General features: G+C 63.8%; 21 protein-coding genes. 10 read left to right on the forward strand and 11 right to left on the reverse strand.

Annotation, left to right across the window (positions count from 1 at the left end; translation table 11 throughout):
- Positions 1-190 precede the first annotated feature (190 nt).
- On the forward strand, positions 191-1,615 hold the full coding sequence (locus ASC48_RS09420; RefSeq protein WP_055455483.1) for an amidase: 1,425 nt from the start codon (positions 191-193) through the stop codon (positions 1,613-1,615).
- A gap of 9 nt (positions 1,616-1,624) precedes the next feature.
- Here the strand turns inward: ASC48_RS09420 and purN are convergent, their stop codons facing one another.
- Both purN and purM read right to left on the reverse strand, forming a co-directional pair.
- Positions 1,625-2,287: a phosphoribosylglycinamide formyltransferase gene (gene purN, locus ASC48_RS09425; protein ID WP_055455484.1), complete on the reverse strand. Its 663-nt coding sequence runs from the start codon at positions 2,285-2,287 to the stop codon at positions 1,625-1,627.
- A complete protein-coding gene (purM, locus tag ASC48_RS09430; RefSeq protein WP_055455485.1) occupies positions 2,284-3,372 on the reverse strand; it encodes a phosphoribosylformylglycinamidine cyclo-ligase in 1,089 nt (362 codons plus the stop codon). Before purM ends, purN begins: the two co-directional genes overlap by 4 nt.
- A gap of 231 nt (positions 3,373-3,603) precedes the next feature.
- On the opposite strand from purM, the gene ASC48_RS09435 reads away from it, so the two are divergent.
- The 4 genes from ASC48_RS09435 (at position 3,604) to ASC48_RS09450 (ending at position 9,184) form a co-directional block, all read left to right on the forward strand.
- The gene (locus ASC48_RS09435; RefSeq protein ID WP_055455486.1) at positions 3,604-4,695 is read left to right on the forward strand and encodes an AI-2E family transporter; all 1,092 of its coding nucleotides are present in this window, start codon (positions 3,604-3,606) and stop codon (positions 4,693-4,695) included.
- A 20-nt stretch (positions 4,696-4,715) separates the two neighbouring features.
- Positions 4,716-5,396: a P-loop NTPase family protein gene (locus ASC48_RS09440; RefSeq protein ID WP_055455487.1), complete on the forward strand. Its 681-nt coding sequence runs from the start codon at positions 4,716-4,718 to the stop codon at positions 5,394-5,396.
- Positions 5,397-5,529: 133 nt separating this feature from the next.
- Positions 5,530-7,662, forward strand: a complete 2,133-nt coding sequence (locus ASC48_RS09445) for an RNA degradosome polyphosphate kinase (RefSeq protein ID WP_055455537.1) — start codon at positions 5,530-5,532, stop codon at positions 7,660-7,662.
- Positions 7,655-9,184, forward strand: a complete 1,530-nt coding sequence (locus ASC48_RS09450) for a Ppx/GppA phosphatase family protein (RefSeq protein ID WP_055455488.1) — start codon at positions 7,655-7,657, stop codon at positions 9,182-9,184. Before ASC48_RS09445 ends, ASC48_RS09450 begins: the two co-directional genes overlap by 8 nt.
- 33 nt (positions 9,185-9,217) lie before the next feature.
- Here ASC48_RS09450 and ASC48_RS09455 read toward each other — a convergent pair whose 3' ends face one another.
- From ASC48_RS09455 to ASC48_RS09470, 4 genes are all read right to left on the reverse strand, one after another.
- A complete protein-coding gene (locus tag ASC48_RS09455; protein ID WP_050471475.1) occupies positions 9,218-9,892 on the reverse strand; it encodes a DsbA family oxidoreductase in 675 nt (224 codons plus the stop codon).
- A 93-nt stretch (positions 9,893-9,985) separates the two neighbouring features.
- Positions 9,986-11,158: a PleD family two-component system response regulator gene (locus ASC48_RS09460; RefSeq protein ID WP_055455489.1), complete on the reverse strand. Its 1,173-nt coding sequence runs from the start codon at positions 11,156-11,158 to the stop codon at positions 9,986-9,988.
- 3 nt (positions 11,159-11,161) lie between these two features.
- The gene (locus ASC48_RS09465; protein WP_055455490.1) at positions 11,162-12,793 is read right to left on the reverse strand and encodes an AMP-binding protein; all 1,632 of its coding nucleotides are present in this window, start codon (positions 12,791-12,793) and stop codon (positions 11,162-11,164) included.
- Between the two features lie 22 nt (positions 12,794-12,815).
- Entirely contained in the window at positions 12,816-14,543 is a 1,728-nt protein-coding gene (locus ASC48_RS09470; protein ID WP_244270034.1) for an extracellular solute-binding protein, read from the reverse strand.
- A gap of 461 nt (positions 14,544-15,004) precedes the next feature.
- On the opposite strand from ASC48_RS09470, the gene ASC48_RS09475 reads away from it, so the two are divergent.
- On the forward strand, positions 15,005-15,628 hold the full coding sequence (locus tag ASC48_RS09475; RefSeq protein WP_055455492.1) for an invasion associated locus B family protein: 624 nt from the start codon (positions 15,005-15,007) through the stop codon (positions 15,626-15,628).
- Between the two features lie 112 nt (positions 15,629-15,740).
- Here ASC48_RS09475 and hspQ read toward each other — a convergent pair whose 3' ends face one another.
- The 3 genes from hspQ to ASC48_RS09490 all read right to left on the reverse strand — a co-directional run bounded on the left by hspQ (position 15,741) and on the right by ASC48_RS09490 (position 18,189).
- A complete protein-coding gene (hspQ, locus tag ASC48_RS09480; protein ID WP_055455493.1) occupies positions 15,741-16,064 on the reverse strand; it encodes a heat shock protein HspQ in 324 nt (107 codons plus the stop codon).
- A gap of 103 nt (positions 16,065-16,167) precedes the next feature.
- Positions 16,168-17,214: an HpcH/HpaI aldolase/citrate lyase family protein gene (locus ASC48_RS09485; protein ID WP_055455494.1), complete on the reverse strand. Its 1,047-nt coding sequence runs from the start codon at positions 17,212-17,214 to the stop codon at positions 16,168-16,170.
- A gap of 90 nt (positions 17,215-17,304) precedes the next feature.
- Positions 17,305-18,189 carry a lysophospholipid acyltransferase family protein gene (locus ASC48_RS09490; RefSeq protein WP_055455538.1) on the reverse strand — a complete coding sequence of 295 codons (885 nt, stop codon included), beginning with the start codon at positions 18,187-18,189 and terminating at the stop codon, positions 17,305-17,307.
- A 241-nt stretch (positions 18,190-18,430) separates the two neighbouring features.
- On the opposite strand from ASC48_RS09490, the gene ASC48_RS09495 reads away from it, so the two are divergent.
- Positions 18,431-19,375, forward strand: a complete 945-nt coding sequence (locus ASC48_RS09495; protein WP_055455495.1) for an AEC family transporter — start codon at positions 18,431-18,433, stop codon at positions 19,373-19,375.
- A gap of 319 nt (positions 19,376-19,694) precedes the next feature.
- On the opposite strand, the gene ASC48_RS09500 is transcribed toward ASC48_RS09495, so the two are convergent.
- Complete coding sequence (locus ASC48_RS09500; RefSeq protein ID WP_055455496.1) at positions 19,695-21,566, reverse strand: ABC-F family ATP-binding cassette domain-containing protein; 1,872 nt, start codon at positions 21,564-21,566, stop codon at positions 19,695-19,697.
- Between the two features lie 249 nt (positions 21,567-21,815).
- Between ASC48_RS09500 and ndk the strand changes: the two genes are divergently transcribed.
- Together ndk and ASC48_RS09510 are read left to right on the forward strand one after the other, a co-directional pair.
- Entirely contained in the window at positions 21,816-22,238 is a 423-nt protein-coding gene (ndk, locus tag ASC48_RS09505; protein ID WP_055455497.1) for a nucleoside-diphosphate kinase, read from the forward strand.
- Between the two features lie 200 nt (positions 22,239-22,438).
- Positions 22,439-22,987: a GNAT family N-acetyltransferase gene (locus tag ASC48_RS09510; RefSeq protein WP_055455498.1), complete on the forward strand. Its 549-nt coding sequence runs from the start codon at positions 22,439-22,441 to the stop codon at positions 22,985-22,987.
- On the opposite strand, the gene ASC48_RS09515 is transcribed toward ASC48_RS09510, so the two are convergent.
- Positions 22,968-23,348 (reverse strand): type 2 periplasmic-binding domain-containing protein, encoded by a 381-nt coding sequence (locus ASC48_RS09515; protein ID WP_244270035.1) that lies wholly within the window; start codon positions 23,346-23,348, stop codon positions 22,968-22,970. The genes ASC48_RS09510 and ASC48_RS09515 overlap by 20 nt on opposite strands.
- A 243-nt stretch (positions 23,349-23,591) precedes the next feature.
- Here ASC48_RS09515 and ASC48_RS09520 point away from each other — a divergent pair.
- Positions 23,592-23,916: transposase (locus ASC48_RS09520; RefSeq protein ID WP_072242578.1), on the forward strand; the 325-nt coding region annotated here is incomplete at its 3' end.

Here is a 23,916-nt window from a genome sequence, read left to right on the forward strand (position 1 = left end):
CTTTCTGATGTTTCTTTTCTATTGCATGGCTGGCAGCTTCTGCTGATTGGACCTGAAAAATTCCAAATCACGCTCAAGCGGGCGTTGGGGCAGCTCTGCCGCAATCATGGCCTCGACAAGTGCCGCCGGATTGGAGGACGATTGCAGCGCCCGCGAGGCCGCGCAAAGGATCAGGAGCCGCCGAACCATCATGCAGACCGGCATTACAACGCTTTCCGCCGTCCAGCTGTCCGCTGCCATTCATCAACGGCAGATCTCCTGCGTCTCCGTGATGGAGGCCTATCTGGAGCGGATCGGGCGGATCAATCCAATGATCAACGCGCTCATCTATCTGCGCCCTGCAAGGGAATTGCTGGAAGAGGCGCGCGCATGCGACCGGGAGCTGGCGGATGGGCAATCGCGCGGGTGGATGCACGGGATGCCGCAGGCGGTGAAGGATCTGGCGGAGGTCAAGGGCCTGCCGTGCTCCTGGGGGTCGCCGCTGTTTCCCGGCTATGTGTCCCCGGTTGATTCCATTCACGTGGCGCGGGTGCGGGCGGCAGGAGCCATCTTCATCGGCAAGACCAACACGCCGGAATTCGGCCTTGGCTCCCACACCCGCAATCCGGTCCATGGGGCGACCCGCAATCCGCATGATCCGGCGCGCAGTGCCGGGGGCTCCAGCGGCGGTGCGGCTGCGGCCTTGGCAGCAAGGCTGCTGCCCGTGGCCGATGGCTCGGACATGATGGGCTCGCTGCGCAATCCGGCTGGTTTCAACAATGTCTACGGATTCCGCCCCAGCTTTGGCCGGGTGCCGAATGGCAAGAGCCCGGATCTGTTCTTCAGCCAGCTTGGAATCAACGGCCCCATGGGGCGCACGGTGGCCGATATGGCGCGGCTGCTGGAAACGCAGGCCGGATATGATCCGGTTGATCCGCTGTCGCTCGCCGATGAAGACCTTGCCTTGCGCGGAGCTGCCAATCTCACGGGCAGAAAGGTGGCCTGGCTGGGGGATCTGGGCGGCTATCTGCCGTTTGAACCGGGCGTTCTGGAGGTCTGCCGCAAGGCGCTGGACGTGCTGTCTGCGATGGGCTGCGAGGTGGTGGAAGCCACGCCGCCATTCGACTTTGCAAAGCTGTGGGAGTGCTGGCTGACATTGCGCAGCTTCTCCGTCACCCATGGCCTGCGCGGTTTCTACGAAAAGCCGGAGGCTCGGGCGAAACTGAATGCGCAGATGCATTACGAGCTCGAGCTGGCCCTGGGCAAGAGTGCGGAAGACATTCACACCGCGTCCGTGGTGCGCACCAGATGGCACGCGGCGATGCGGCGCATGTTCGAGACCTACGACTTCCTGATCCTGCCGTCGGCGCAGGTGTTTCCCTTCGATGTCAATCTGCCCTGGCCCGGTGAAATTGCCGGGCGGACAATGGACACCTATCACCGCTGGATGGAAGTGGTCATCGGCCCGGCGCTGGCAGGACTTCCCGTTGCCGCCGTCCCCGCCGGTTTTGGGGCAGGCGGATTGCCGGCCGGCGTCCAGCTCATCGGCCCGCCGAGGGCGGACCGGCAGACGCTGGAATTTGCGCTGGCCTATGAGGAAGCGGCGGGGATCGAGACGGGCGGGCTGGAGTTGTGAGAACTACAATTACCAGCGCGGCGCGGTGAGGCGGCCTTCGGCATCCTCAGCCGCAGCGCGGCAGACGGCCTTGCCGTCTTCCAGCTGCACCTGACCGGAGGCAACCAGTGCCAGCGCCTGCGGATAGATCTGGTGCTCGACGCTCAGCACCCTTGCTCCCAGTGCTTCGGGCGTGTCGCCGGACAGCACGGGTACGGCGCCTTGCGCGATGATGGCGCCTTCGTCCATGCCGGGCGAGACGAAATGCACCGTCGCGCCATGCAGCCGCACGCCCGCTTGCAGAGCGCGCTCATGGGTGTGCAGGCCCTTGAAGGAGGGCAGCAGGGCCGGGTGGATGTTGATCATCCGCCCGTTCCAGCGTTCCACGAACCAGGGCGTCATCAGCCGCATGAAGCCCGCAAGCACCACCAGTTCGATGTCCTCAGCCACAAGCATGGCGTCCAGCTCGCGCTCGAAGGCTTCCCGGTCGCGGCCATAGGTCTTGTGATCGAGAACCCTGGCGGGAATGCCGAAGCTCTCCGCCCGGGCAATGCCGCCCGCATCCGGCCGGTTCGAGACAACGAGGACAATCTCCGCCGGATAGGCAGGGTCCTTCGCAGCCTCGATCAGCGACAGCATGTTGCTGCCCCGGCCCGAAATCAGAACGGCTGTGCGCTTGCGGCTGACGGTCATGCGAAAATGCTGAGGTGATTGTCGAAGATGACTTCGCTTTCGTCTTCGGCCCCGGCTTCCATGCGGCCGATCACGGCAACGGTTTCGCCTTCCGCTTCAAGGGCTGCCTTCACGGCCTCCACGCTGTCAGCGGAAACGGCCACGACCATGCCCGCACCGCAGTTGAAGGTGCGCAGCATTTCCTTTTCGGCGACATTGCCGGTGGCGGCGAGCCAGCCGAAGACCGGGGGAACGGAAACGGCGGACAGATCAATGCGCGCATTGGTGCCCTTCGGCAGCACGCGCGGCAGGTTTTCGGGCAGGCCGCCGCCGGTGATATGGGCCAGCGCCTTGATGCCGGAGGTGGCCTTGAGGGCGGCCAGCAGCGGCTTCACATAGATGCGCGTCGGCGTCATCAGGGCTTCGCCCAGCTTGCGGCCATCTGCGAAGGGGGCGGCGTCCTCATAGGTCAGGCCGGAGACTTCGACGATCTTGCGCACCAGCGAATAGCCGTTGGAATGGACGCCGGAGGAGGCGAGGGCAAGCAGCACGTCGCCCTCCTGCACATCTGTGCGAGGCAGCAGGCCATCGCGCTCGACAGCGCCGACGGCGAAACCGGCAAGGTCATAGTCGCCCTTGCCATACATGCCCGGCATTTCCGCCGTTTCGCCGCCGATCAGCGCGCAGCCTGCGATCTTGCAGCCCTCGGCAATGCCGCCGACGACGGCGGTTGCCGTGTCCACATCCAGCGCGCCAGTGGCATAATAGTCGAGGAAGAACAGCGGCTCGGCACCCTGAACGACCAGATCGTTGACGCACATGGCAACAAGATCGATGCCCACGGTATCATGGCAGCCGGTGTCGATGGCGACCTTCAGCTTGGTGCCAACGCCGTCATTGGCGGCAACCAGCAGCGGATCGGAGAAGCCTGCGGCTTTCAGGTCGAAGATGCCGCCGAAGCCGCCGATGGCGCTGTCCGCGCCGGAGCGGGCGGTGGCCTTGACCAGCGGCGCGATGCGCTTGACCAGAGCGTTGCCTGCGTCAATATCAACGCCTGACTGGGAATAGGTGAGGCCGTTCTTCCCCTGGCTGTCCTGCGCGCTCATGGGTCAAGTCTCCGTGCCGGTTGCGGTTTGCCAGCGCAATGCCCGATTTTCGGCCGCCTTGCAACGGCTGAGAGGCTGCACATCACGAAAAACCGCCGATTGCGCCTGCATGAGCCGTGGACGGCGGCGGCCAAGGGAGGTGGCGGACAGCTTCCGGCTTGACCTTGCGGCCTGAAACTGCCCCTATCGCGCTCATATGCCCTGTGTTGCGGTGCATAACGGAGTTGCTTCATGACGTTACGCCGGCAGGTCCAGTTCTGGCTTCTGTCTCTCCTGGCCTTCATCCTGTTCATGCTGGTGTTCAGCGCGGTGCTGCTGCCCTTCGTAGCCGGGATGGCATTGGCCTATCTGCTGGATCCTGTGGCAGACTGGTTCGAGCGCCGGGGCCTCAGCCGGCTTGCCGCCACGCTGATGATTTTGCTGCTGTTCGTCATTTTTCTCATCGTGGTTCTGGTGCTGCTCGTGCCGGTTCTGGGCAACCAGATGCTGGGATTTGTCGACCGGCTTCCCTCGCTGGTCCGCTCGCTGCAGGACCTCCTGACCGAGCAACTGGGCGACCGCCTCACCAAGTTCAGCGGCCTGAAGGTCGAGGACATGCAGTCGTCCCTTGGCGACATCATGGGCAAGGCCGCAACATGGATTGGCGGCGTGCTGAAATCGGTCTGGAGCGGCGGACAGGCGCTGATGTCGATCCTGTCGCTCTTCGTGGTGACTCCTGTGGTTGCCTTCTATATGCTGCTCGACTGGGACAAAATGATCGAGCGCATCGACAGCTGGCTGCCGCGCCAGCATGTGGAAACCATCCGTGAACTGGCGCGCGAGATGGACAATGCCGTCGCCGGTTTCGTGCGCGGGCAGGTGTCCGTCTGCCTGCTGCTGGGCCTCTTCTATGCCGTTTCGCTGGTGATGCTGGGGCTGAATTTCGGCCTGCTGATCGGCATTGGTGCGGGGCTTGTCAGCTTCATTCCCTTTGTCGGCGCGGCGCTCGGGTTCATCGCCTCCATGTCGGTCGCGCTGGTGCAGTTCTGGCCCGACTGGCACTGGATTGCAGCGGTGGCAGCCGTGTTTGCCGTGGGGCAGTTTCTGGAAGGCAACATCCTGCAGCCGAAGCTTGTGGGCAGCAGCGTCGGCCTGCATCCGGTCTGGCTGATGTTTGCCCTGTTTGCCTTTGGATATCTCTTTGGATTTGTTGGTATGCTTGTGGCTGTTCCGGCGGCTGCCATGGTGGGTGTGCTTGCGCGTTTCGCGCTGAGGCAGTACCTAGCCAGTGCCCTGTACAAGGGCACGGGTGTTCCGGAACAGTCCGGAGCTTCTGACGAGTAGAGTTCAAAGCCCAAGAGACCATGGCTGACACACCGCGCCAGCTGCCCCTGATCCTGCCGCATGAGCAGGCCCTGAGCCGGGATGATTTCCTGGAAGGCGAGGCCAATCATGCCGCGCTGGAGATGATCGAGTCCTGGCCTGACTGGCCGGCCCCCGTCACCGTGCTGGCGGGGCCCGTGGGCAGCGGCAAGACGCATCTGGTAGAGATCTGGCGGGCGCTAGCGGGGGCGGTGGTGATCCAGGCCCGTGACCTCACCTCTGAAAAGGTGGCGGATCTGGTGGCGGCCGGGGCTGTTGCCGTGGAAGATGCGCACCGGGGCTTTGACGAGACGGCGCTGTTTCACCTCATCAATGCGGTGCGGCAGGCAGGGGCAAGCCTTCTCATTACCAGCCGCACATGGCCGTCGAGCTGGCCGCTGACGCTGCCGGATCTGGTCTCGCGCCTCAGGGCTGCGACACCTGTGGAAATTCTGGAGCCGGATGACGGGCTTTTGCGCTGTGTCCTTGTGAAGCTCTTTGCCGACCGGCAGGTTGCCATTGACCAAGGGGTGGTGGACTATCTTGTCGTGCGCATGGAACGCTCGCTGGGCGTCGCGGGCCGTCTGGTGGCCGCGCTTGACGCAGAAGCACTGGCCGCAGGCTGCCGCATCACCCGCAGCCTTGCTGGCAAGGTGCTGGAGCGGCAGTCCGGCAAGGCCTGACGTCATTTGAAACGGGAGCAGCATTTTGGTTGACAGGGAAGAGACACCGGCAGCACCGCAAGCGGAGGGCGCCCAGCCTGTACCTCAGGCCAGGACAGCGCCGAATGGTGTTGACCCTGCGGCGGTGGAGCAGATGATGCAGTCGCCGGCCCGGTTCATGAACCGGGAACTCTCCTGGCTGCAGTTCAATCACCGGGTGCTTGAGGAATCCATCAACAAGGATCACCCGCTGCTGGAGCGGCTGCGCTTCCTGTCGATCTCGGCGAACAATCTCGATGAGTTTTTCATGGTGCGCGTCGCGGGCCTCAGGGGGCAGCTGCGTGCCGATGTGAGCCTGCGCTCCGACGATGGCCTGACTCCGGCCGAACAGCTGGAGAAGATCGGCGCGGCCTGCCAGCGCCTTCAGAGCGAGCAGCAGCGCCTGTGGCGGCAGATCCGTTCGGAACTGGTCGGCGCCGGCATCCGCATTCTGCTGGCGACGGACCTTACTGAGGCGGAACGCGACTGGCTGGAAGGCCACTTCCTGGCCCATATCTTCCCCGTTTTGACGCCGCTGGCGATCGATCCGGCGCATCCGTTCCCCTTCATTCCCAATCTCGGCTTCTCGCTGGTGTTCGAGCTGGTGCCGGTGAAGGGCGGGCGCGGCATGACTGCACTGATCCGCCTGCCGGCCCATATTGACCGCTTCGTCCGCCTGCCGGATCTGGGGCAGGGCGAGGGCGAGGTCCGTTACATCACCATCGAGAAGGTGATCGGTCTCTTCATCAGCCGCCTGTTCCCCGGCTACGAAATTCGCGGCAAGGGCACCTTCCGCGTTATCCGTGACAGCGATCTTGAAATCGAGGAAGAGGCGGAGGATCTCGTCCGCCTGTTCGAATCCGCTCTCAAGCGCCGCCGCCGCGGCTCGGTGATCCGGCTGGAGATCGATGCCAATGCCCCGGCCTCGCTCAGGGCCTTCGTGGCCAATGCGCTTGGCGTGATGGATAACGAGATCTTCCTGGTTGATGGCCTGCTGGCGCTGGACAACCTGTCCCAGCTGGTCGCCATGGACCGGGACGACCTGAAATTCACGCCCTACACGCCGCGATTCCCTGAACGCATCCGCGAACATGGCGGCGACTGCCTTGCCTCCATCTTGCAGAAGGACATCATCGTCCACCACCCCTACGAATCCTTCGATGTAGTGGTGCAGTACCTGCGCCAGGCGGCGCAGGACCCCGATGTGGTGGCGATCAAGCAGACGCTCTACCGCACCTCGAAGGACTCGCCCATCGTCAAGGCGCTGGCGGAAGCAGCCGAGGCCGGCAAGTCCGTCACAGCGCTGGTGGAGCTCAAGGCACGGTTCGACGAGGAAGCCAACATCCGCTGGGCCCGCGATCTGGAGCGGGCGGGCGTGCAGGTGGTGTTCGGCTTCATCGAGCTGAAGACCCACGCCAAGCTCTCCATGGTGGTGCGCCGCGAAAATGGCGAGCTAAAGACCTATGTGCACATCGGCACGGGCAACTATCACCCGATCACGGCGCGCATCTACACGGACCTGTCCTATTTCACCGACGATCCGGAAATCGGTCAGGATGCGGCCCGCGTCTTCAACTACATCACCGGCTATGCGGAACCTGCCGAACTGAAGCGGCTCGCCGTTTCGCCGGTGACCATGCGCAAGCGTATCATGGAGCTGACGGAAGCCGAGATCGAACACGCGCGGGCAGGGCGGCCGGCGCAGATCTGGATGAAGATGAACTCGCTGGTGGATGCCGGCATCATCGATGCGCTCTACCGGGCAAGTCAGGCAGGCGTGCAGATCGATCTGGTGGTGCGCGGCATCTGCTGCCTCAGGCCCGGCATTCCGGGCCTTTCGGAGAATATCCGGGCCAAGTCCATCGTCGGGCGGTTCCTGGAGCACAGCCGCATCTTCTGCTTCGGCAATGGCCATGGCCTGCCTTCGTCGCAGGCGCATGTCTACATCGGTTCGGCCGACATGATGCCCCGCAACATCGACCGGCGCGTGGAGATCCTTGCGCCCATGCTGACGCCGACGGTGCATGAACAGGTGCTGGACCAGATCATGGTCGCCAACCTGCGGGACAATCAGCAGAGCTGGCGCATTCTGCCCGATGGCACCCACGAGCGCATCATTCCGGGACCTGGCGAGGAACCTTTCAACGCCCACCGGTATTTCATGACAAACCCTTCACTCTCGGGCCGTGGCAAATCGCTCAATGCTGACAGACCTAAACCCTTCATGGAGCGGCCAAAGCGTGGCTGATTTAAGCGAAAAGCATCCTCCGGCCCGGGGCCGTTTCAATGGCAGCGGGCCGGTCGCAGTGATCGACATCGGATCGAATTCGGTCCGCCTCGTCGTCTATGAACGGGAAGCGCGCGCCCCGACGATCCTGTTCAACGAAAAGGTGCTGGCAGGCCTTGGCCGCGGCATTGCCACCACCGGGGAACTTGCCGAAGAATCGACCGCTTCGGCCCTGGCGGCGCTGAGCCGGTTCCGGTTCCTGTGCAGCCACCTGGACGTAAAGGCGGTCTATGTCCTGGCAACGGCAGCCGCTCGTGACGCCAGCAATGGCGCGGCTTTCGTTGCCGAAGTGGAACGTGTGACCGGCCAGACGGTGCGCATCCTCAACGGCGCGGAAGAGGCCTATTACTCGGCTCTGGGCATCATGGCCGGCTTCTGGAAGCCGCATGGCGTTGTCGGCGATCTGGGGGGTGGCAGTCTGGAGCTGGTCAGCATCAGCGCCCGCGGCCCGGGCGAGGGGGAAACCTTCCCGCTGGGCGGATTGCGCCTGCAGGAAGCCTCGGGCGGGCGCATTCCGCGCGCCCAGAAGATCGTGGATGATGCGCTGGCGAAAGCCAACTGGCCTGCCCGCGCGGCGCGCCATACGTTCTATGCGGTCGGCGGAACCTGGCGCTCGCTGGCCCGGCTGCATCTCTTCCAGGCGGGCTATCCGCTGCATGTGATGCACAATTATGCCATTCCGGCGGAAGAGGCGATCGAGTTCTGCCGGGTGGTTTCCACCCGGGACGTGAACACGCTGGACTTCATCGACGTTATCTCCCGCCAGCGCCGTGCGCTGCTGCCCTTTGGCGCCATCGTCATGGAACGGGTGCTCAGGGCGATGAAGGCCGACCGGGTGGTCATGTCGGCCACCGGTGTGCGCGAGGGGCTGCTCTACGAGCACCTGCCGCCTGCCATCCGCCGTCAGGATCCGCTGCTGGAAACGGCCCGTGAGCTGGCGCATCTGCGCGCCCGTTCGCCGCAATATGCGGAGGAACTGATCACATGGACCGATCAGCTCATGCCGGTGATCGGGGTGGATGAAACCGAGGACGAGCTGCGCCTGCGCCATGCGGCTTGTCTTCTGTCCGATATCGGCTGGCGCGCGCACCCCGATTATCGCGGCGAGCAGAGCCTCAACATCATTTCCAACGCAGCCTTTGCCGGTATCGACCATGCGGGCCGCGCCTATCTGGCGATGACGGTGTTCTTCCGCCATCAGGGGCTGATTGACGACGCCCTGTCGCCGCGTCTGCGCGAGCTGGCCCCGACCCGGCTGAAGGAGCGTGCGCGCATTCTGGGTGCGGCGCTGCGTGTGGCATCTCTGATCTCCGCCTCCATGCCCGGCACGCTGCTGAAGACCCAGATCCAGCGCGACGAGGACAGCTTGACACTGACCTTGCCCGGTGAACTGGCGATGCTGGATGGCGAGCGCCTGCGCAAGCGTATGGTGCAATTCGCCAAGCTGGTGGGCGCCAAGGGCGAAGTTCTGCCGCTGCCGTGAGTGACTGAACTGACTGTGGCAGATCGCCCGCAGTCAGTTGACGGTGACGGGCTCGTCGGCCGTGCGTGTCGCATCGGCGTGCAGGAGGGCCGCAGAGATGGTTTCCGGGCTTTCCGCTCCGGCAATCGCAAAGCGGCCGTCGATGATGAAGAAGGGCACGCCGGTGACGCCCATGCCGCCAGCCTGCTCGATCTGGCTGCGCAGCTTGGCAAGGTCGCTGTCCGTTTCCAGAAGCTGGGCAACAAGATCGGATTCCATGCCCGCTTCTGCCGAGATATCGACCAGCGTCGAGGCCTTGGAAAGATCGCGTCCTTCGATGAAATAGGCCCGGAACAGCCGCTCCACCACGTCATCCTGCAGCCCGTCCGCGCGGGACCAGAGGATCAGGCGGTGGCTGTCGAGCGTGTTCGGGGACACGCGGATCCTGTCGAAGGCGAAGGCAATGCCTTCTTCCGCGCCTGCGGCGCTCACCTTCTGGTAGATGGCGGCTGCCTTGGCCGGTCCTCCGAATTTCTCATTCAGATAGGTCTCCCGGTCCTTGCCCTCACGCGGAAGCGACGGATCGAGCTGGAAGGGATGCCAGCGCACTTCGATGTTGAGGTCCGGCACCTGCCGGATGGCTTTTTCGAGCCTGCGCTTGCCAATGTAGCACCAGGGGCACATGACATCTGAGATGACATCGACGGTAAGGGGCGGTTGTTCCGCCATTGCTGCCTCCTGGCTGCTGGCTCATGTTGGGTCAGGCTAGACAGACTTGTTGAGCCGCGCAAGGGCAACCAGAACGGATATCCGCTGCACTGCTTACAAAAGGGTTGAGCCGAGAATGGCGTTGATGCGCCGCTTCAGGCTCGGTCCGGCCTGATCATGTTTCAGCACCGCCACAGGTCCCCGGCCCGCCACATAGCAGATGAGGTCCTCGTCCCGGCTGGTGGCATCGGCAATGGAGAGGATCGTGCCGGACAGATCGCCTGCGAGCTGGGTGACGGGGATACTGGCCGCGTCTGCTTCCGGGGACAGCCGCACCTCATCCAGCATCAGCCCGCGCAAGGCCGCCTGACCGGCGCTGCGATGCAGATAAGCCTGATAGAGGCGCAGGGGCAGGCCTTCCTCGCCCGCCTGCCGCAGCAGCCAGACACGGCTTTCCGCGAGCAGACGGTCGGCGAGCCTGCGGCGCTTGCCCATGCGGATGGCGCTGGCAATCCTGGCTGACAGCATGGCCCGCGTCAGGTCACCATGCAGCACATCATTGGCGCCCATCTCGAACAGGGCCGCCACTTCCTGCCGGTCGCCGGCAAAGGCCAGCACAGGGATCTGTGAGAAGCGGGCATCACGGCGGATGCGCTCGATCAGATCGAGGCTGTCGTCGATCCCGGCCTCGATGATCACCGCGTCGAACGCGCGCTGGGAGAGGTAGTTTTCCGCCATGCCGGCGGACAACGCACCGATCAGATCCACATTCCGCGCACGGGCATCGAAGAGCTCGATGAAACGGCGGCCAAGGCCCACGACCAGAAGACCGGAGCCGCCCTGCTGATGCGGCGCAGAGCCATAGCCCGGCACACGGCCAAAAACGAGCCGGCGGATGCGCGCCTCGTCACTGCGCAGAATGGCACGCTGGCGCGCACAGATCATGCGGAACAGGCTTGCTTCGGGGATTTCCGCGTCAACAAGGCCGTGGGAGCGGCGCAGCGGCAAGCCGACAGCACTTCCGGCGCCGCACAGGAGCAGGGCAGGAACCTCCACCGGCAGCTTACTCTCGGCCCTCGCAAGCCGGGCAAGCGGCGCAAGCGTCTGGTCCAGCCGCACCACAACAGCCGCCGGCAGCTCTGTCAGCTCGTCATCGCTTGCCGTCAGGAGGTCCAGCTCACGCGGCCAGCCGGGAACGCCAGCCCCAAAGACGGGCTCCGGGCCAATACGCCATACAGGACCCTGCCAGAGGAGGGCACTGTCGCCATCTCCGTCAAAGGCCGCCATTGATCATGCCACCTGCCGGTCCTGGCGCTGAAGCCGTGCCGCCAGCCGGTGCCTGTCAACGCTGCCATCCTCCAGCCTCGGGAGTGCCTGCAGCATCAGCACACGTGCCGGCACTTTGGCGAGGTCAACCCGTTCGGTGTCGAGCCAGGCAAAGAAGGCGCGGGCATCGGGCGAGCAGCCGGGACGCATGACAAGGGCCGCATGGAGCCTTGCGCCCAGGATCGGATCATCCACCAAAAAAGCGGCAGCCTCCGTCACCTCGTCATAGGCAGCGTAGATCTGATCGATCCCTTCCAGCGCGCCGGCGCCGGGGGCCAGTTCGCCCGGAATGCCGAAGCCGGCAAGCCCGCCCTCAACGGGGATCACGGAAATGCCCGTCCGGAGAAAACCGGCCGCGTCAGTCAGTGGACCCGGACCGGCCTTGCGGCCAGCTTTCCAGCCGGCATCGGCAACCATCGGACCACGGGCCAGCAGCTTGTGCGGATTGCCGTTCTCGCCGCCTTCCGTCTTGATTTCCAGGACACCGGCGGAAATATCGGTTCCGGCAGGGGCGCCGAAGCTGCCAAGCGGAATGGGGTGGATGCGGGCCGACTTGCCGCGCAGCCTTGCGACCAGCGCATATTCATCCGCCACGTGCAGATCCACCAGCTGGTGGCGCGGCACGAAGGTGGTGGCCTGCGGCGAGGAAATGCTCCAGCAGGCTACGATGCTGGTGGATTTGCGGCCCAGCCGCACATCCAGCGCCTCGGCCAGCGGACCGGGCGTCAGCACATAATCGGCTTCCACGGCCTCGGCATGGGCGGCAAGGCGCTGCAGCGAGGTGGGGTGGTGCAGATGCATGGTACCGCCGGACAGGAGCCACGGGACAAGCCCGGCACCGACACCGGTCATGCCGCTGAAGGCATAGGGCACCACAATGCTCGCCCCATCCGGCAGGCGCGTTTCGAGATAAGGCATGAAGCCGGCGGCAATCCACTGATTGTGGCTGCGGGTCACGGGCATCGGCTCGGCGCCATTGCGCGACCAGGTGACCGTTGCCGTATGTTCCGCCGAATTGGGCCGTGACAGCTGCGGGGCGGGCATGCCGTCGCCCATCTCGGCAAGCACGGGCCCGAGTTCGATCAATCCGTCGGGGATGTCCTTGCCGAGGCCGAAGACGAAACGCAGGCTGAACAGTTCGGCCGCCACATCGCGGGCGGCATGGGCCACATGCCTTGTCTCCAATCTGTCCGCTGCCACCAAGCCCTTGGCACCGAGGCTGTTGAGCGCTTCCAGCACGTCCTTCTGCCGCCAGTGCAGGGGCAGGGGCGAGACGATCAGCCCGGCCCTGAGCGCGGCCAGAAAGGCAATCACCGTATCCACCGTGTTCGGCGCCTGAATGCCGATCACATGGTCGGTGGACAGGCCGACGGCGGCATAGAAGGCGGCGAGCTTCTGAATCTCGCGCTCGGCTTCGGCATAGGTCAGCTGGCGGGCTTCACCGCCGGTCCAGGAGGAACGGTCGGGCGCGTCCACAAGGGCGGGCCGGTCCGGATTGGCGGCGGCCGTCTTGCGGAAGATCTCGTCGAGCGTCACACGGCCCCAGAAAGCGCTGAGGCGGTTGCGTTCGATGGAGTCTGCAGGCGTTGTAATCATGATCCTGGTCCCTTGCCGGGTCTCAGTTAGCGCCTTCGATTTTCCACCACGTCGTAGTTTCGAAACCGTAAATCGGGTCTATCTGAGGTGACGTGATTCTGGTCCAATGTCCAAGCCATTCCGCAGGCGGATGGAACAAGGGCACGGCGTAACGGCCTGAAATCAGGACACGGTCAAGCGCCCGGACGGCCGATATGAAGTCTTCCTTACTGTGTGATGCCACCATGGCGGCGATCATCGCGTCAATTGCCGGTTCTTTCGCGCCGGTGATGTTGAAAGAGCCGGGTGTATCGGCTGCGGCCATGGACCAGCGCCCCATCTGCTCGCCGCCGGGGGAGAGAGACGAGCTCCACATGTGGAACACCATGTCGAAGTCGAATTTGATGCGGCGGTCCTCGAACTGGGACGGATCCACGGTACGCACGTTTGCCTTGATGCCGATCACATCCAGATTGCGTGCATAGGCGAGGGCGATCTTCTCCTCGTCCTCGTTCTTGGTCATGATCTCGAAACTGACCGGCTGGCCATCTGGAGCTTTGAGCACACGGCCGTCGAGGGTGTATCCGGCCTCCTTGAGCACGGCCATGGCATCGCGCAGCACGGCCCGGTCACGTCCGGAGCCGTCGGTTTCCGCAGGGCGCCAGGTGCCATCCATCACATCCGGATCCACGGCGCCGGGGAAAGGGGCCAGGAGCTCCTTTTCCCGCTCGCTGGCCGGACGGCCGATGGATGACAGCTCCGACTTGTCCCAGTAGCCGGCGGTGCGGTCATAAAGGCCCGCGTAGAGATTGCGGTTGATCCATTCGAAATCAAACAGCATCGACAGCGCCTTGCGCACGCGCTTGTCGGCAAAGACCGGGCGGCGCGTGTTGAAGGCAAGGCCCTGGATCACAGGCGGGATGCCCTTGACGATCTCCTTGCGCACCACCTTGCCTTCCTTCGCCGCCGGGAAGTCAAAGCCATTGGCCCAGCGGGAGGGGTTGTTGAAGGGCAGCACGTCGATCAACCCCTTGCGGAAGGCTTCCTGCAAGGTGGTCTCGTCGCGGTAATATTCGATGCGGATCTCGTCGAAATTGTCCATGCCACGCTTGGACGGCAGATCCTTGCCCCAGTAATCCGGATTGCGCCGGTACACGACGCGGCGGCCGGGGACGATCTCGGCGAAGACATAGGGGCCGGTGCCAAGCGGCGGCTTCAGGCTGGACTTGTCGAATGTGGCCGGATCGGTCGCGGCCTTGGAGAACATCGGCGCCAGCGCGATGAGCAGCGGCAGCTCGCGGTTCTCGTTGTTCTTGAAGGTGAAGCGGACGGTTCTTTCACCGGTGACTTCACTCTTCGCGATCTCGGCATACCAGTTGCGGAAAGGCGGACGCCCCTTCTCGCGCATGATGTCGAGCGAGAAGATCACATCTTCGACCGTGAAGGGGCTGCCGTCCGAGAACCTGGCCTTCGGGTTCAGGCGGAATTCGATCCAGGACCGGTCTTCGGCCATGCGCACGGCCTCGGCGAGGTGGCCGTAGAGCGAGAAAGCCTCGGCGTTGGAGCGTACCATCAGGCTTTCGATGATGTTTTCCCCGAATTGCCGCTCCTTCATGCCGCGCGCGCTGGTGAAGCCGCCCTGCACCACGAAGGAATTGAGGCTGTCAAACGTGCCCTGCACCCCCAGCGTCAAAGTGCCGCCCTTGGGCGCATCGGGATTCGCATAAGGAAAATGTGTGTAGTCCGCAGGCAGGGCCGGATCACCATGCATTGCGATTCCGTGGACCCAGGGAGTCTGGTTCTCCTCACCCGCGGCAGCTGCTTCCGGGGTCTGAGCGCGGCAATCCTGCGTGAAGGTTAACCCGCCCGCCGCCATCACAGTGACCGGCAAAGCCAGCGCAAACCGGCGGAAAGCCGCCATGCGTCCGGTCTTTCCAGAAACAGTTTTCAGGGAAAAAGCCATTGTGTGATGCATGTCCATCTTGATTCTGTCGCTGGAATGGTAACACACCAGTGGCCACCCGCGCATTCCGCGCCCGGAGATGCTGGAAATCCGCTCACGATGCGGTTAAACAAGGGCCCGCGCAGGTGAAGGGTCACCCTGTTGCCGCAATCTTCCGGCATCGGGGCTTGTGATGTCGGCCAGCGTGGCGGCGGCAGTTCCGCTGGACGCGCGGGGCCGTGGGGAACGCAAGGCCTGGACGAGCGAACGCACAATCGAGGATGTTTCGAATGAAGAGTTTTCTGATGAGGGGGATGGCGGGCTGTGCGGTCGCTGCGCTTGCCATGCTTGGTGGCACGGCCGCCGTTTCGGCGCAGCAGGCCGATGCAGATTCCCCCTGGGTCAAGGTGTGCAATACCGATCCGAACGTGAACAAGGAAATCTGCCTTGTGACGCAGGAGCTGCGGACTGCCACGGGCCAGTTCCTGTCGTCGGTTGCGATTCGCGAGATCGCCGGCGAAGCGCGCAAGACGCTGCTCATCGCCGTGCCGACCGGCATGCTGATCCAGCCGGGCATGCGCGTGCAGGTCGATGCCGGCAAGCAGACGGAAGCCAAGTACGGCATCTGCTTCCCGAACGCATGCTATTCGGAGCTCGTCATTGATGATGCCTTCGTCGCGCAGCTGAAGAAGGGCTCCAAGCTCGTCATTACCGCCCTGAACCAGCAGGCCAAGCCGGTTCCGCTGGAACTGACGCTCGCGGGCTTCACCAAGGTGTATGACGGTGCCGCCATGGATATAGGCGAGATCCAGAAGAAGCAGGAACAGCTTCAGAGCGAGCTGCAGCGCCGCGCTGACGAAGCCCGCCAGAAGCTGATCGACAAGCAGAAGGAACAGGCCCAGTCGGGCAACTGATCGGCTGGTCTTTCCTAACATGAACACGAAATGCCGCGCGGGAAACCGGGCGGCGTTTTCATTTCATTTGGGCCTTGCAGATGCCACAGGCGAGCCGGGCACGCCAGCCTGCCTAGTGCAGGCCGGCCGAGCGCGGCAGATAGGAGCCGTCATCCTGCTCTTCGAAGATCTCACCGATCTGCGGATGGCGCACCGGTTCGCCCGTGTTGTCCGGCACGAGGTTCTGCTCGGACACATAGGCGACATATTCGGTTTCCTCGTTTTCCGCGAGGAGATGATAGAAGGGCTGATCGCGGCTCGGGCGGACATCCTCGGGGATGGCGTTCCACCATTCCTCGGTGTTGGAGAAGGTCGGATCGACATCGAAGATGACCCCCCGGAAGGGATAGACCTTGTGCCGGACGACCTGTCCGATCTTGAATTTTGCCGTACGCATGACTGTCACCGTGGCTTGAACCGGCGCAGACACCCCATGGTGTGGAGGGGCACGATGCGGCGTCAGCGCGCGGTGAAGACTTTCCCTTATAATAGGGAACCGTCTAGAGTCCGTAAACCTCTGCAAACTTGGTGTCGCGCGCCGCAACAAGGCGTGCGAGGTCAACAATCACCCTGGCCTGTTTCCAGGTGGCATCATCCTGCATCTTGCCGTCGATCATCACGGCGCCGCTGCCGTCCGGCATGGCGTCCAGAATCCGGCGCGCAAAGGCGACTTCCGCCGGGTCCGGGCTAAACACGGCCTTGGCGATGTCCACCTGAGACGGATGCAGCGACCAGGCGCCAAGGCAGCCCATCAGGAAGGCATTGCGGAACTGGGCCTCGCAGGCCGCCGGATCGGAAAAGTCGCCGAAGGGGCCATAGAAAGCCTTGAGGCCGGCGGACATGCAGGCATCGACCATGCGGGCCACCGTATAGTGCCATGGATCCTGCTGCATACGGGCGCGGGGGGCACCGCTGCCGTCCTCATCCGCCAGCACCGCATAGCCGGGATGGCCGCCGCCGACACGGGTCGTTTTCATGCCGCGCGAGGCGGCAAGGTCCGCCGGTCCGAGGCTCATGCCATGCATGCGCGGAGAAGCCGTGGCAATGGCCTCCACATTCTTCACCCCCTCAGCCGTTTCCAGAATGGCATGAATGAGGATCGGCTTCGTCAGGCCCGCGCGGGCTTCAAGCTGGGCCAGCAGCTGGTCAAGATAATGGATGTCCCAGGGGCCTTCGACCTTGGGCAGCATCACCACGTCGAGCTTGTGGCCCACCGCCGGAATGATCTCCAGCATGTCGTCGAGAAACCAGGGGCTGTTGAGGCAGTTGACGCGGGTCCACAAGCCCGTGCTGCCGAAGTCATTCGCCCTGGCCATTTCGATGAAGCCATGCCGGGCTGCCGTCTTGGCATCGGCGGGGATGGCGTCTTCCAGATTGCCGAGGATCACATCCACCTGGGAGATCAGATCCGGGATCCTGGCACGGATCTTTTCCAGATGCGGCGGCACGAAATGGATCATGCGCTCCAGCCGCACCGGCAGGTCGCGGAAGGGCGCCGGCGCGCCAATGGCGAGCGGGGCATAAAAGGCGCGTGGTGTCTTCGTCATGCTGCGGCTCCTCCGGTCCTCATGACCCACAGCTATAGCATCATGGTGCGGAGCAGCAATTCACCGAAAGACGGAAGCGGGAGCAGCGGATCAATCCTCCCACTTGCGGTGGATCCACATCCATTGCTCCGGCACTTCGCGGATCCAGGCCTCGAACTGGGCATGGATGGCGGCAGTCGTCGCCAGAATATCGGCCTCCTTGTCTCCATCCGAGGCAGGATCGATGCAGATTCCCTCGATGCGGAAGCGGGCGCCTTCCAGACGCACCACGCGGCCAATGACGATCGGCACGCCACAGGCGCGGGCGAGGGTGGCGGGCACCGGCGTCGCATAGGCCTCCCGCCCGAAGAACGGCACCTTGACGCCGCGCCGCTCGCGCAGGTCCGCCATCAGCGCAAAGACGCCGCCGGAGCGCAGGATGGACAGCAGCTTGCGCGCCGTCTGATGCCCCTTGGAATAGAGCCCGAGCGGATAGAGCGTGCCGCGCAGGCTGCGCAGCAAGGCGTCGGAATAGGGGTTCTTCAGCGCCTGATAGACGCCGGCCATCGGCAGGCCGCGCTGGAAGGCGGGCGTCACGCAAAGCTCCCAGCAGGCCGAATGCATCGACACGAAGACGCAAGGGCCAGCGCCGTTGAGAATGGCATCGGTCCGCGCGTCCACCTGCAGCTCGAAACGGCTTTCGTCGCGGATCATCCGGTCGATGTGGAAGGTTTCGGCGGTCACCCGGCCGAGATTGTCCCACATGCCGTCGATGATCTGGCGGCGCTCTGAAGCCGTCAGCTCCGGCATGGCCAGTTCCAGATGCTTCAGCGCCCGCTTGTGGCGCTTGTTGAGGGGGGCAAGCTTGCGCCACAGAAAGCCCATGGCAGCCGACGCCCGGTCCACCGGCACGAGGCGGAACAGGAACACAACAGCTGCCAGCACGGCCCATTCAGCCTTCAGTGCGAGAGTGCGGAACGGGGAGCGCGGTGTCATGGGCAGCAGTCTGATCCGGATCATGGCCGGCAGGGCATGCACGTATGGCACATGTGTCCGGCCGGTGCGTCACATAGCCAGAGGGTTCATTGACCGTCTGGCGCGAACAGGTTAGGCGTGGATTACCCAAGCCACATGCAGGTTGCAAGCGGCAGATCCTCTGACGCTGCGCATTCCTCACCCTGTCTTGGCCCCTCACGTCTTGGCCCCGAAGTCTTGGCCAAAGGTCCCGGATCCTGCCATGCAAGATGTCATCGCGCTCGCCTTTCCCTTCTTCGGCCTGATCTTTCTGGGCTTCGGAGCGGGCAAGCTCAGCAAGATTCCGCCGTCCGGCATGGCGTGGATGAATTTCTTCATCATCTATATTGCGCTGCCCGCGCTGTTCTTCCGCCTCCTGTCTGAGACGCCGGTGGAACAGCTGACCGACCTCAGCTATGTGGCCGCGACCACCTTTGTCACCTACACGGTCTTTGCCATCTGCTTCTGCATCGGCGTGCTGGCGACGAAGGGCAGCATCCCCGAATCCACCATCATGGCCATCGGCGGCTCCTATTCCAACGTCGGCTACATGGGGCCGGGCCTGACCATGGCGGTGCTGGGGCCTGCCGCCACCGTGCCGACCGCTTTCGTGCTGTGCTTCGACAACACGCTGATGTTCATTCTGGCGCCGCTGATGATGGCCATGGCCGGAACGGAAAAGGAGCATCTGTCGCAGACCATGAAGAAGGTGGCGGTGCGTGTCTTCACCCATCCCTTCATTCTGGCGACGATCGCGGGTGTCGGCGCAGCCTTCATCGGCTTCAAGCCGCCGCAGGGGCTTGATACCATGTTGAAATTCCTCAGCGGCGCGGCAGCCCCTTGCGCGCTCTTTGCCATGGGCGTGACGGTGGCGCAGCGCCCGATTGAAAGGGTGCCGCTGGAACTGCCGGTCATTCTGGCGGTGAAGCTGATCCTGCACCCGGTGCTGGTCTATCTGATGCTGACCTGGGCCGGCGGCTTTGATCCGGTCTGGATCGCCACCGCCGTTCTGATGGCCTGCCTGCCGCCAGCCACGAATGTCTTCGTCATTGCGCAGCAGTATCAGGTCTACGTCAACCGCGCCTCCAGCCTCGTCATGATCGGCACCATGGCATCCGTGGTGACGGTGACCGCCGTGATCTGGGCCATCCAGCATGGGTGGCTGTAGGGGAGCGTTACTCTCCAGTGTCATTCAGGACGCGCCTGCGCAATCCAGGGCCGCTGAGGCAAAGCCGGTAAGGCGGGAATAGCCTATCCGGTGTCATCCCGGTTTGGCGCGGAGCGGCAAGACCGGGATCCAGTAGCCCCGGCGCATGAGATGGCAAATACCGGGGGTACTGGATCCCCGCCTTTCGCGGGGATGACATGGTGAGAAGCTGCGGAGTGGACTGCTTTCAGCACCGTTTGGCCAATCCGCCCCAGCCTCAAATCTCAACATTGGACCTGAGCCTGTGCGGCAGGCACGGTGCCTGCCGCAGGACCGCGACTTACCCTTCTTCCAGTTCCGCTGACAGCAGCAGCCATTCCTCTTCCGTGGTGACGAGCTTCTTTTCGATATAGGCCCGCTCCTTGGCGAATTTGGCCGCCCGCTCGGGATCGCGAGTGAAGAAATCCGGCTCGGACATGGTGGCGTCCAGCATGACGATCTTGTCGGAGAGCCGCGCCATTTCCTTTTCCGCCGCCTCGATCTTCTTGCGCAAGGGGGCCTCGCGGGCGCGCCGTTCGGCGGCCTCGCGCCGCTTGTCCGTGGCGGAGGACGCCTTGGCTTCGTCCTCGCGGGCTTTCTTCACCGCATCCGGCCCTTGCAGGATATAGCGGCGGTAGTCTTCCATGTCGCCGTCGAAGGTGCTGACCTTGCCATCGGCCACCAGCCACAGCCGGTCGGCGCAGGCTTCCACCAGATGCCGGTCGTGCGAGATCAGCACCACGGCGCCCTGAAACTCGTTCAGCGCCTGTACCAGCGCCTCGCGGCTGTCGATGTCGAGGTGGTTGGTCGGTTCGTCGAGGATGATCAGGTTCGGCCCATCGAAAGTGGCAAGGCCGAGCAGCAGCCGCGCCTTTTCACCGCCCGAGAGATCCTTGGCCGGCGTTTCCATCCGGTCCGTCGGCAGGCCGAAGCGGGCCACGCGGGCGCGCACCTGTGCTTCGGCCGCCTGCGGCATCAGCATGCGCACATGCTGGACGGCGCTTTCGTTCGGGCGCAGCTCATCCAGCTGATGCTGGGCGAAAAAGGCGATCTTCAGCTTGGTGGCGCAGGTCACCTCGCCGGACAGCGCAGCCAGACGGCCCGAAATCAGCTTGGCGAAAGTGGACTTGCCGTTGCCGTTGGAGCCGAGCAGGGCGATACGGTCATCGGTGTCGATGTTGAGCGTCAGGCGCGACAGCACCGGCTTGCCGTCATAGCCCACCGAGACATTTTCCAGCTTCAGGATCGGCGGCGACAGGCGCCCCTGCGGATCGGGGAAATGGATCGGCCGGCCGCTCTCCTCGGTCAGCGCGGCGATGGGCTCCATCTTCTCCAGCATCTTCAGGCGGGACTGGGCCTGCCGGGCCTTGGTGGCCTTGGCGCGGAACCGGTCGACGAAGGCCTGCATGTGCTTGCGCTGCGCGTCCTGCTTTTCCCTGGCCTTCTGCTGCAGCATCATGGTTTCGCGCCGCTGCCGGTCGAAACTGTCATAGCCGCCGCGGTAGAATGTCAGCTTGCCCCGGTCCAGATGCACGATGGAATCAACCGCCTTGTTGAGGAGGTCGCGGTCGTGCGAAATCAGCAGCACCTGATGCGGATAACGCGCCACATAGCTTTCCAGCCACAGCGTGCCTTCCAGATCGAGATAGTTGGTCGGCTCGTCCAGCAGCAGCAGATCCGGCTCGGAGAAAAGTACCGCCGCCAGCGCCACGCGCATGCGCCAGCCGCCGGAAAAGGCCGAGCAGGGCTGCTTCTGCGCCTCCGCATCAAAGCCAAGGCCGTGCAGAATGGCGGCGGCGCGGGCCTCTGCCGTGTGGGCGGAAATATCGGCAAGCCGGGTGTGAATGGCGGCGATCCGTTCCGGATCCTTCGCCGTTTCCGCCTCAGCCATCAGGGAGGCGCGTTCTGTGTCTGCGGCCAGCACCACCTCGATCAGGCTTTGCTCCGTTCCCGGCGCCTCCTGCGCCACCTGGCCGATGCGGGCAAGACGCGGCACGCTGACAGAACCGCTTTCGCTCGTCAGATCGCCGGTGATCAGCTTGAACAGCGTGGACTTTCCCGCGCCATTGCGGCCCACAAGGCCGGTCTTGCTGCGGGAGGGCAGGGTGACGCTGGCATTGTCGATGAGAAGACGGCCGCCGATGCGATAGGTGAGGTCTGAAATCTGCAACATGGGCGGATCTTTGGGGGAGCTTGCCGCGCATTGCAAGAGGCCTCTTGCACGCCGGGGCCTTTGCGCAAAGGCCCCATGTCTTTCACACCGCCCCCTTGCGGGGCGCACGAGGCAAAGCTATAGGAACGGCCAAGTTTCCGCGCCCGTCAGTTGATGTGGCGCAGCGCAACGCGGGCCGCTCCGAAAGGGCGGCCTTCAAACACTTCACCGCCGCATGCGCGGCACCCATATTTCTGAAGGATGAGACCAATGGCCATCGAACGCACTTTCTCCATGATCAAGCCGGACGCCACCAAGCGCAACCTGACCGGCGCCATCACCGCCAAGCTCGAGGAAGCCGGCCTGCGCGTCGTTGCTTCCAAGCGCGTTTGGATGAGCCAGCGTCAGGCTGAAGCCTTCTACGCCGTCCACAAGGACCGTCCGTTCTTCGGCGAACTGACCGAGTTCATGTCCTCCGGCCCGACCGTCGTGCAGGTTCTGGAAGGCGAGAACGCCATTGCCAAGAACCGCGAAGTGATGGGCGCCACCAACCCGGCCAACGCTGAAGAAGGCACCATCCGCAAGCTCTTCGCCCTGTCCATCGGCGAAAACTCCGTGCACGGCTCCGACGCTCCGGAAACCGCTGCCGAAGAAATCGCCTTCTGGTTCGCTGGTCACGAAATCGTCGGCTGATCAGCCAGACATTTCCGGAAACTGAGCAAAGGCCGGCCTCGCAAGGGGCTGGCCTTTTTGCTTGTTCATACAGGCAAATAGCTGCGCTGGCGGCATTCTTGTCATTGAACTTCCCGGACAAAGCCCCACCTGCGGGGCGGTGCTGCACTGGCCCGGCCGGGCACAGCGGCACCGGACAGACGTTTGACCATGGAGTTTTCATGCAGCCGGTTGAAACGGCCCGGTTGATCATCCGCAATTTCCGCAGCAGCGATGGCGAAGGGCTCTATGCCTATCTGCACGAACCTGTGGCGAGCTGCTTCCTGTCGATGCGGCTGGAGAGCCTTGAGGCCGCCGAAGCGGAGGCCGGAAAACGCGGCCTGGATGACGAGTATCTCGCGGTTACCCTGAAGGACACGGGCGCACTGATCGGCGATGTCTTCGCCATGCAGCAAGAGGACACCTGGTCCGTGGGCTGGAACTTCAATCCCGCCTATGGCGGCGCAGGCCATGCGCTGGAAGCGGCGCGGGCGCTCTTCACCCATCTCTTCACCACCTGCATGGCCCGCCGGGTCTATGCCTATGTGGAAGACCACAACAGGGCCTCGCAGCGCCTGTGCGAAAGGCTGGGCATGCGCAAGGAAGGCCTGTTTCTGGACTGCATCAGCTTCCGCAATGATGCGGCGGGCGATCCGGTCTATGAGAACACGTTCCAGTTCGCCCTGCTGCGCAAGGAATGGGTGAAAGGCCTCACGCTGCCGGAAGGCTGATCTGCCGGTTGCTGTTGCGGCGGTGTTCGCTGAACACCGCCGTGATGGCGCGAAGGGTTTCGCGGGTCATGGCATCTGTCAGCGACGAATGCAGCACGATGGACTGCGAGGGGATCGGCGGCAGGTTCAGGGCCTCACTCACTTCCACCATGTCAGCCGTCACCAGACGGCAAGGAAAGGCGGCCACCGCCAGCCCGGCAGACAGCGCCGCAATGACGGCCGTGGTGCCGCCGGCAAAGACCTTCACCCAGGGAGTGCCCGCCCCGTCGAGCAGATGCACCGCCACTTCGCGGACTGTGCAGACCGAGGGATGGCTGGCAATCCGCAAGGGCTCGCCCGCGTGATGCTCGAAGGCGGGCACGCATACCAGCCGAAATGCTCGGGCCCCAGCACCTCGCCATCGCGGCGGCCATCATCGCTGCGGGCGATCACCGCATCCAGCGCACCATTTTCGAAGGATTCGATCAGCACGCGGGAATTGTCGACGATCACCTCCACCGTCAGGCAGCGTTCCTAGCACTACTTTGGCAGAAGAGTGATTTTTGGGATTCCCAAGGCGTAAAATCGCTGCTTCATAGGGAGCCAGCTTTCAAGGAGGCTGGTGATGGAAACGGGTTGGCGGAACGAACTGGAGGCATGGCTTGCGCCGTTTGCCGCCGCGCTACGGAACAAGACGCGGCGCCGGATGTGCCCGGCCTACATTTCGGGGCTGATCGGGCCGGGTGATCGCAAGAGTGTTCAGCCCATGGCTGCACGGGACGACGATGTCAGCTACGACCGGCTTCATCACTTTGCCGGCAGCGGGGTCTGGGACGAAGCACCGCTTGAGGCGGCGTTGCTTGCCGAGGCGGACCGACTGGTTGGTGGCGACGATGCCTGGCTGATCATCGACGATACGGCTCTGCCCAAGAAAGGGCGGCATTCGGTTG

It is taken from the genome of Pannonibacter indicus (assembly GCF_001418225.1).
Taxonomy (GTDB): Bacteria; Pseudomonadota; Alphaproteobacteria; order Rhizobiales; family Stappiaceae; genus Pannonibacter; species Pannonibacter indicus.